Below are 8351 nucleotides of genomic sequence, written 5' to 3'. Positions count from 1 at the left end.
CAAAGTGCGCAAAGCCCTCATCCGTGCCTCCGGAAGAGCGGTGGCCACCGCTCTTCCGGAAACCGCTGCCTATCAGCACGAGTGCGTCGAAGCGAGCGATCAGAACGAACATACAAGTGCGCGCGAGGATCGCCGCTTTTGAGCGCGTCCCCGCCCCGGAGCGTCGCGAAGTGATCGATCCCATCCTCCCTCAGGGATCAACACCACGGGATCTCCACACGCAAACCTTCACCTACACCCACCCGAAAGCGGCGATGCCCGCCGCAGTCCAAAGCGGCTCCGCCGCCAAGGGACACACCACCCGGAGAACCGACCACTCCACAAGATCCCCTCACTTTGTAATGGAAAAGCCGCGAGGACTGACCGAACCTGCTAGAGATGCAGGGCCACCTCATGATACTGATCTTCCTGCTGCTCGTGGCGGCGGCCTTGATCTGGGGATTTTACTGGGAGGAGCGGCGCTCCCACCAGATCCTGCGGGACTGGGCGGCGCGGGAGGGCATGAAGATCCTCTCCGCCGATCGCTCGCATGCCCGCGCGGCCACCGCCATCGCCTCCATGGCGGCGCCTTCCTCCTCGCAAGTCCTCTTCCATGTCACCGTGCAGGATTCGCAAGGCCTCACCCGCCGTGCCCGCGTGATCTGCGGCAGCCGCTGGCTCGGCATCGTGCGGAACGTGGCCGTGGCAACGTGGGAGTGAGGCATCGGTCAATGGTCATTTGTCAGGGGTCAATGGCTTTGGAAGAAAGGGAAGGCTGCGCCGCGCTCTTCCCCATGACCCATGACCCATGACCCATGACCCATGACCCATGACCCATGACCCATGACCCAAAAAAAGCCGCATGCTCCCCGCATGCGGCCTTTCTACTAAATATATCGTAGCTCCCTCAGTTCATCACGTAGACCACGGAGAAGATCACTCCGGTGAGCGCCACTGCCGTGCCCAGCCACTTGGCCGTGGACCATGCGCTGTCTCTCGGATCACGCTCCGTGCGCGGCGTGGACACATTCACGTAGTGGCGGTGATAGTACCGGCGGGGGCTGCGCGCTTTCATCGGGGGAGCTAGGGAGGCTTGGAGGGGAGGAATACCCGGGGGATTGGGTTGCGGGACGTGGGGTAGGTCATTTCTAGCGGATGCCGCCGATTTGTCCAGCGTCCGGCATTCCTTTCGGGAGCGCTAAGGATCGCAGTCCCGCACGATCCTTGATTCCACAAGGGAAAGCCGCGCCACGCGAAGCGGCCACGCAATCGCGTAAGGGGGAATCCGCGTAGGCTCCGGCGCTCACAATTTGCATCGTCCCCGCCGCTTCCGCGGATAATCTGCCGTGAAATCCCCAGCATGAGATCATCGCGCACGCTCGTCATCCTCCTCGCCGCCATCGCGCTCATGGCCTCCGCGCGCTGGCGGGACCGGCACCTGCAGCGGCAGGCGAAGTACCGGGAAGCCCACTTCCTCTCCATTCATGCGAAGCTTTCCACGGAACTCCGCTACAAGCGGATCCCGCACGGCAGCGATGCAAAGCGCGCACTGCAAGCGGCGATGAATCCGAAGCTCGCCGAGTTCTTCCTCACCCCCTTCCCGCAGGGGCTGAAGCTCGACTCCCGGGAGGATGGCAGCTTCACCCTGGAGGAGGCGCGGCCACGACTCGTCTCCCTCTTCAGCTCGGACCGGCTTGTCTCCACCGCCAGCACCGCACCGCACTGGGAGCGCAGCGGCAAGCGGGCCACGAAGTAGCGCCACGCATCTACGATGCACCTCGTAGCTAGAAACCACCATCAGCAGCCCGGCCGGAAGTGAACGCCGCCACTCCCCTCTTCCCCTCCGCCGCTATCTCCGGCATCACTGGCAGCGATCAAGCCGTCCATCCATCGTTCGCCCGTCTTCCTCATCGGCCTCTTCCCCGTGGTCATCCTCCTCTGGGCACGGGCGGACTCGCTCGGCCAGATGACCCAGTGGGAGAGACTTGCCGGGAGGAGCACCTCCTTCCGCATCTTCACCGAATACTCGGAGATCCACCTCTACCGCTACTGGCCGGAGGACACACCGGGGAATCCGGCCCCGCGGCCCTCCCCCGGCTATGGCAGCTTCCTCCGCGGAACGATCGACCGCGATGCCGGCATGCCGATCTTCCCCGCCCTGCGGAAGGCCCGCACGGGCCGGGAGGACATCCACGGCACTATCTATGCCAGCAAGCTCCGGTCGATCCCCTTCTGGTTCCTGCTCGCCTGCTACCTTCCGCCTTGGCTCGCCCTCTCTTACTACTACGAACGCCGTAGAAGGAGACGCCACCTCGCCAGTCTCCCCGTTTAGCAATTCGTGCTTGGTCATTCGTCATTTTCTCCCGTGCCCCACCCTTCCGAAACCCATCCCCAGGGCCTGCCGCGCTTCGGCTTCCACCGCAGCGCCTGCTTCTACCTCGGCTTCTTCCCCATCGTCATCCTGCTCTGGATCTGGGCGGATAGCGTGCGGAACCACACCAACTGGTACCACGCACGGGAGAACGACGGCACCCTTGGCCTCATCGCTACGAACTCTACCTTCCGCATCGAGCGCGTCTCCCGCAAGCCGGACTACGATGGCGTCGTCACGCGCAATATCCCCATCTACGGCGGCATCTACCGCTTCGGCGCCCCTCCGAACGATAGCGATGGCAGGCCCATGCCGATCTTCCCCCCGATCGATTGGCACGATGAAAAGGCCACGAACCGCGCGCCCGGCTTCCATGTAGAGACCCTGGTCATCCCCATCTGGCTCGTGCTCGCCGCCTACCTGCCGCTCTGGCTCGGCCTCTCCTACCTCCTCGCCCGCCGCAAGCAGCCAAGACTCCTCGCCGCTCTCCCCGCTGCCGCAGGCACACCGATTGATGATTGGAAGATTGGTGATTGATGATTTCTTCTCCCCTATGCCTCTCCGCCCCACCGCCTTCTTCTACATCTTCCTCCTGCCCGTGGTCATCCTGCTCTGGGCATGGGCGGACTCCCGGCAACAGCAGACCGATTGGGTGAAGGTCGTGAGCGAGGATCGCGTCCTGTTCCTCACCCTCGCCGATTCCCGGCTACACATCCGCAGCAGGCAGCCCACCCAGGCCCTGCCGGACCGCCATCTCGCACGCAGCATGGATGACCGCCCCGCCGGTCGCATCTTCCGCGAACCCTCATCCACCGCCGCGGCGGATTCATGGTTCCCCGCCACGCAGGTCCTACACGGCCACAGCACGGACCGCGCCGGCTACCACTACCGGGAGGCCACGAGGATCGTCCCCTTCTGGCTCATCCTCGCCGCCTACCTGCCCGCTTGGCTCTCCCTCTCCTACTACTACGCCCGCCGTAGGAGAGGGAAGTATCTCGCATCCCTCCCGCCGCAGACCCATGCCGCCTGAAGCTCCTTCATCATGAAGCGCACCTTCGTCATGCCGCTCCTAGCCATCGCCGCCCTGCTGGCGGGTGCAGTCTGCACTTGGATCGGCCTGCGCAGCCCGGGACCGCCACCTCATCCCAGCATCGCCCGGCGTGCGGAGCTGCAAAAGCAACTCGGCGAACTCCAGACCGCCCGCGACGAACTCGCCGCGAGAATCCGCCACGAGGAAGAGCAAGCGGCAGAGCGCGAACGCATCCTCGCCCTGCCGGATCTGCTCGAAGCGCTTTAGCCGGACTCCACCCTCACCGCCCCCTTCATCGGCGTCCTCACCCGCGATTCACAGGGCCACTTGCTCCCATGCGAGACCCTGCTCGGCCGCACCCCCGCGGACTACCTGGGTTATCTCGATGGCCTCTTCGATAGCACCCCCGGCACCTGGATCATCGGCAGGCTGAAGGGCACCGGCGGCATGACCTACTCCACCCGCTTCTGCCACAGCGTGGGCGCGGACGGCGTCCTCCAGGGCATCGAATCCGACGGCCCCGTCACGCTCGATCAAGTGCGAGCCGCGATCATGAAGCTCCCTCGCCCCCGCTAGCCATGAGCTTCCACCGCTCCATCCTCTTCTGGCTCGGCCTCTTCGTCCTGAGTTTCCTGCTCTGGGCCTGGGGGGACTCGCGGCAGAACTACACCCAGTGGCACCCGCGCTCCACCCCCATGGATTCGCTCGGCATCGGCCAATCCGCCAGCGCGCTGCACGTCTCGCGCATGGTCGTGAAGGTCGGCACGATATCCCCCGGATCCCACATCACCGTCCTGCCCGTGCAGAAGCCTTTCGTCCGCATCCCGCTGTATCGCGGGCGGAAGATGCCGGTGCCTTGGTTCACCGCGCTGCGGTGGGAGTCCGGCTTCAAGCCCGGCGGCGCGCCCTCCTTCATGAGCCTCGGCCGCGGCACCGCCTCCGTGCCGCTCTATGTCGTGCCGGATGTGGAGCAGACCACCGTCATCATCCCTCACTGGGTCATCCTCCTCTTCTACCTCCCCGCCTGGGGCTTCCTCAGCGTCTGGCGCGCGCTGAAGATCAAGCGGCGCGATGAAGCCCTCGCCCACCCCGAACTCCCCGGAGAGGAGGTCTAGCGATCCGTGATGCCTCCACCCGCGCCATTCATCCGCAGCATCACCTTCTGGGCCGGGCTGGTAGTTTTCTTCTTTCTCCTGAACGCCTGGCTCGATTCTCGGATGCAGGAAACCTCGCTCGTTTGGCAGAGGACGCGGGGAGCCGACTACCACGCGATCAACCGCGAAGGCCTCATCTGGCTATTCACCGACCTCCACAGCCCCGGCCGCTCCGGCAGGACTCCGGAAGTTCTCATCAACCGGCACGATCTGTACCGCGGTAATCCCTATCCCCCTGCCGACGGCTTCTGGGAGATGGTTTGGTTTCCCCCGGCGGTCCGCCATAAGGCTGCGAACGGCGAGGCGGAGATCGCTGTCGCCCACTGGTTCCTCATCCTCCTCCACCTCGCCCTCTGGGGTCTCCTGATCTACTACCGACATCGTAGAATCCGCAGAGCCCGTGCCACCACCGCCTCATTCGCTGTCGCAGATGGAGGCTGATTAGCGGCCGGGAGACCCGCGCCCAAGCGCCTCTTCTTCCCCGCCCCGGAGGGGCATCGGAGCTTAGACCCGCGCCCAGGCGCCCCTCTCCCCGCCCCGGAGGGCCATCGGAACTTAGACCTGCGCCCAGGTGCCCCTCTCCCCGCCCCGGAGGGGCATCGGAGCTTAGCCGGTGCGCAAGCGCAGCGCAGCCACCGGTTGGGCCCGCCACACCATTGGCGCCCCGGAGGGTCGCTGGAAATGTCCGGCCCATCCCGGCACTCTCCCCCTACCCCACAGCTCCCGCGGCCCCCCGGGACGCCCATCTTTTGCAACACCTACCGGTGGTTTCACCACCGGCTAAGTTCCCATGCCCCCCCGGGGCGAAGACCCCCACTTCGATTCACCCTCCCACCGCAGGCGCACCCGGATTGATGATTGGAAGATTGACGATTGATGATTTCTTCATCCAGTGCCCCTCCGCCCCACCGCCTTCTTCTACCTCGGCCTCCTGCCGGTCATCATCCTCCTCTGGGCATGGGCGGATTCCACTCGCGCGATTACATCGTGGGAATACGAGATCAATAAGCACCGTTACCGATCATTCGAGCTGTGGAACTCTCAGATCGTCATCAAGAACTTTCGCCCACTCGACGAGAGCTATGGCAAGAAGCTTCCCGCCTACGGACGATTCTACCGTTGGGTCCCCGGCGACCTTGGCTTCCGCGATCCGATGCCCCTCTTCCCCTCCCCATTCGGTGAGACCAAGGAACCCAGCTGGGTAATCGTCACGGGTGTACAACGGGCTCACCTCCCCTTCTGGCTCATCCTCGCCTGCTACCTGCCGCCATGGCTCGGTCTCTCCTACTACTACGCCCGCCGTAGAATAAAAACCCACCTGACAAGGCCCCGCACCGGTCTTTCCACTGATCACTGATCACTGCTCACTCGGCACTTCACCCCCCGCACTCCCCATTTGATAATCCGCGCTGAGGGTCTAGTAGTTCCCCTACCAGTGCCCCTTCACCGCACCCTCACCTTCTACCTCGGCCTCTTCCCGCTGGTCATCCTGCTCTGGATCTGGGCGGACTCCGCGCGGAATAGCACCACCTGGTTCCGCTGCCAGCAGCCGGAGCAGGCCTTCCTGGTCGGCAGCGCCGGATCGAATCTCGGCATCGGCACGCTCGATCTCCGCCCGGATGCCGGGCACCGCCGCATCCTCACCCTCACCCCCGGCTACGGCCGCATCGAGCGCTACCCGCTGCCCGATCACAAGCGCGGCGTCTTCCCCTCGCCCACCGGCCCCAGCCTCGCCTTCGAGGCCTTCCGCGATCTCACCGTGAATGTCCGCCGCATCCCCTTCTGGATCCTCGCCGCCGCCTACCTGCCGCTCTGGCTCGGTGCCGCCGCATGGCAGGCCCGCGTGATCCGCCGGCGGATCGCCGCGCAGGGCTAGAGGCGGTCCGCTCTGCTACTACATCCACCGTAGCTCGCCGCCCGGCACCGCCCGGCGTAGTTTCCCGAGCCCCGGGAAAACGGATAATCATCGCGCCTCCGCCGATTTTGCGATTGATATCCCTATCGCAAGTGGCCTCCCCGCTTTCTCCCCCTCACCCTTGTAGTCTCCCACCCCTACAAATCCCCCTCACCCTACGTTATCGCGTACGCCTTAATAGTCCGGGTTCCCGAATCAAACCTTGATTCCCCCGCATTATTCCGGCACCCTCCCTCTCGTCATCGCGGACTTCTCAACCGCGCCGACACCCCGGAACCGCCTTCCACGACGCTCCGGTCTCACCCTGCCCTACCCCATAACTCTCCCCAGTCTCATGAAGGCTCCCTCCTTCTGTACCCTCGTCGCGTCGTGCCTTGCCGGCGCCGCTGCCCAAGCCGCCACCGTGTCCGCACCCAGCGGCCAGTGGGTTCCGCTGGCCGGGAACTACGACTTCATCGCCGACCAGCAGACCGGCCAGCCGCAGAGCGATATCGTGGGCAACGGGACCAACCACGGCTTCTTCACCACCTTCAACAACAACGGCAACGCGAGTGCTACGGACGGCACGCTCGGCTTCCGCATCCGGCTCGATGAAGCCGGCGGCAACACGAACAATCCCGCCTTCACCCGCGTCGCCTGGATCGGCATCGATGCCAATCAGGATGCCGCGCTCGACGTCTTCGTCGGCCTCGGCGTGCAGGGGCAGGACACCGTGATCCGCATCTACGATGCCGGCACCGGCGCGAATACCGGCCCGAGCACGACCACTATTGCCAGTTCGCACTACAACTCCGTCAATGCGGACAGCACGAACTACAACTACCGCCCGGTGAACTCCGGCACGGGTCCCACCCAGGATGGCGGCACCACCAACGACCTGACCCCCGGCGGCACGGACACCGACTACTACGTCAGCTTCTTCGTCAATTTCCAGACCCTGGTCACCTTCCTGCAGACGCAGGGCATCAGCATCACCGACCAGAGCGACCTGCGCTACGTCATGGCCACCTCCACCCAGTGGAACTCGCTGAACCAGGACCTCGGCGGGGTGAATGGCGGCCTCAGCTCCCCGCTCACCTGGGGTGAGATCGGCGGCTTCAGCCCGCTCGTCACCGCCAACGGCTCTCCCGTCCCCGAGCCCGCCTCCGCCGCCCTCGCCTTCCTCGGCCTCGGCGCGCTGGCCCTCCGCCGCCGCCGGAAGTAAGCTTCCTTAGCGGGATCGGACCCGCTATCAAGGGTACGTAGTCCCGCCTTCAGGCCAATGCCGTTAAGGACTCGTTCTTGAATCGGAGTCCGCATCGAGGCTCCGGCAGATCGACGACGGATTGTACGGAATCAACGGATTACACGGATGAAGCTGTGTTGGGTTCACGAGAAGAGATGCCCGTTCAGAAATCCTTCTGATCCTGTCTTTAGATCCGTCCAATCCTTTGAATCCGTATAATCCGTGTTAAACGGGCCTCCCCAGTCCTTCGCGGCATTGGCCTTCAGGCGGACGAAGCCGTTCTCACGTGCTACGACATGTATCGTAGCGGGACATTCCTGCCCCCGACCGGCACGCCCACCCCGACGACAAGAATGTCGTCGCTTCTTACCCTCCCCCCCTTCTCTGGAGCCGCAGGCTCTTTGGAGTGCGCGCGAGCATCGCCGCTTTTGAGCGAGTCCCCGCACCGGAACGCCGTGAGGAGAGCAATCTCATTCCCACCCCGAGGGCAAACAGCTCCGGGATCTCCCCACGCCAAGCCCTCACCCGCACCCACCCCAAAGCGGCAATGCTCGCGCGCACTTGTATGTTCGTTCTGATCGCTCGCTTCGACGCACTCGTGCTGATAGGCAGCGGTTTCCGGAAGAGCGGTGGCCACCGCTCTTCCGGAGGCACGGATGAGGGCTTTGCGCACTTTG

The 8351-nt window shown here is 64.5% G+C and carries 13 protein-coding genes; 12 read left to right on the top strand and 1 reads right to left on the bottom strand.

What is annotated here, in order from left to right; all coding sequences use genetic code 11:
• Nucleotides 1–393: 393 nt before the first annotated feature.
• Nucleotides 394–699 carry a hypothetical protein gene (locus OJ996_RS26260; RefSeq protein ID WP_264516738.1) on the top strand — a complete coding sequence of 102 codons (306 nt, stop codon included), beginning with the start codon at nucleotides 394–396 and terminating at the stop codon, nucleotides 697–699.
• A 187-nt stretch (nucleotides 700–886) separates the two neighbouring features.
• On the opposite strand, the gene OJ996_RS26255 is transcribed toward OJ996_RS26260, so the two are convergent.
• Complete coding sequence (locus OJ996_RS26255; protein WP_264516737.1) at nucleotides 887–1054, bottom strand: hypothetical protein; 168 nt, start codon at nucleotides 1052–1054, stop codon at nucleotides 887–889.
• Nucleotides 1055–1339: 285 nt separating this feature from the next.
• Between OJ996_RS26255 and OJ996_RS26250 the strand changes: the two genes are divergently transcribed.
• The 11 genes from OJ996_RS26250 (at nucleotide 1340) to OJ996_RS26200 (ending at nucleotide 7653) form a co-directional block, all read left to right on the top strand.
• Nucleotides 1340–1735: a hypothetical protein gene (locus tag OJ996_RS26250; protein ID WP_264516736.1), complete on the top strand. Its 396-nt coding sequence runs from the start codon at nucleotides 1340–1342 to the stop codon at nucleotides 1733–1735.
• 168 nt (nucleotides 1736–1903) lie between these two features.
• Nucleotides 1904–2311, top strand: coding sequence for a hypothetical protein (locus tag OJ996_RS26245; protein ID WP_264516735.1), 408 nt, complete (start codon nucleotides 1904–1906; stop codon nucleotides 2309–2311).
• Nucleotides 2312–2344: 33 nt separating this feature from the next.
• Complete coding sequence (locus tag OJ996_RS26240) at nucleotides 2345–2887, top strand: hypothetical protein (protein ID WP_264516734.1); 543 nt, start codon at nucleotides 2345–2347, stop codon at nucleotides 2885–2887.
• 16 nt (nucleotides 2888–2903) lie between these two features.
• The gene (locus OJ996_RS26235; protein ID WP_264516733.1) at nucleotides 2904–3380 is read left to right on the top strand and encodes a hypothetical protein; all 477 of its coding nucleotides are present in this window, start codon (nucleotides 2904–2906) and stop codon (nucleotides 3378–3380) included.
• Nucleotides 3381–3392: 12 nt separating this feature from the next.
• Nucleotides 3393–3647, top strand: a complete 255-nt coding sequence (locus OJ996_RS26230; RefSeq protein ID WP_264516732.1) for a hypothetical protein — start codon at nucleotides 3393–3395, stop codon at nucleotides 3645–3647.
• 60 nt (nucleotides 3648–3707) lie between these two features.
• Nucleotides 3708–3956, top strand: a complete 249-nt coding sequence (locus OJ996_RS26225; protein ID WP_264516731.1) for a hypothetical protein — start codon at nucleotides 3708–3710, stop codon at nucleotides 3954–3956.
• A 2-nt stretch (nucleotides 3957–3958) separates the two neighbouring features.
• Complete coding sequence (locus tag OJ996_RS26220; protein ID WP_264516730.1) at nucleotides 3959–4495, top strand: hypothetical protein; 537 nt, start codon at nucleotides 3959–3961, stop codon at nucleotides 4493–4495.
• 9 nt (nucleotides 4496–4504) lie between these two features.
• Nucleotides 4505–4975, top strand: a complete 471-nt coding sequence (locus OJ996_RS26215) for a hypothetical protein (RefSeq protein ID WP_264516729.1) — start codon at nucleotides 4505–4507, stop codon at nucleotides 4973–4975.
• 451 nt (nucleotides 4976–5426) lie between these two features.
• Nucleotides 5427–5891, top strand: a complete 465-nt coding sequence (locus OJ996_RS26210; RefSeq protein WP_264516728.1) for a hypothetical protein — start codon at nucleotides 5427–5429, stop codon at nucleotides 5889–5891.
• Nucleotides 5892–5969: 78 nt separating this feature from the next.
• The gene (locus tag OJ996_RS26205) at nucleotides 5970–6410 is read left to right on the top strand and encodes a hypothetical protein (RefSeq protein ID WP_264516727.1); all 441 of its coding nucleotides are present in this window, start codon (nucleotides 5970–5972) and stop codon (nucleotides 6408–6410) included.
• 373 nt (nucleotides 6411–6783) lie between these two features.
• Nucleotides 6784–7653, top strand: a complete 870-nt coding sequence (locus OJ996_RS26200; RefSeq protein WP_264516726.1) for a PEP-CTERM sorting domain-containing protein — start codon at nucleotides 6784–6786, stop codon at nucleotides 7651–7653.
• The last annotated feature ends 698 nt before the right edge of the window (nucleotides 7654–8351 follow it).

It is taken from the genome of Luteolibacter rhizosphaerae (genome assembly GCF_025950095.1).
GTDB classification, from domain to species: Bacteria; Verrucomicrobiota; Verrucomicrobiia; order Verrucomicrobiales; family Akkermansiaceae; genus Haloferula; species Haloferula rhizosphaerae.
The sequence above is the reverse complement of the archived record's forward strand: the minus strand, read 5'-3'. Positions and strand labels throughout refer to the sequence as shown.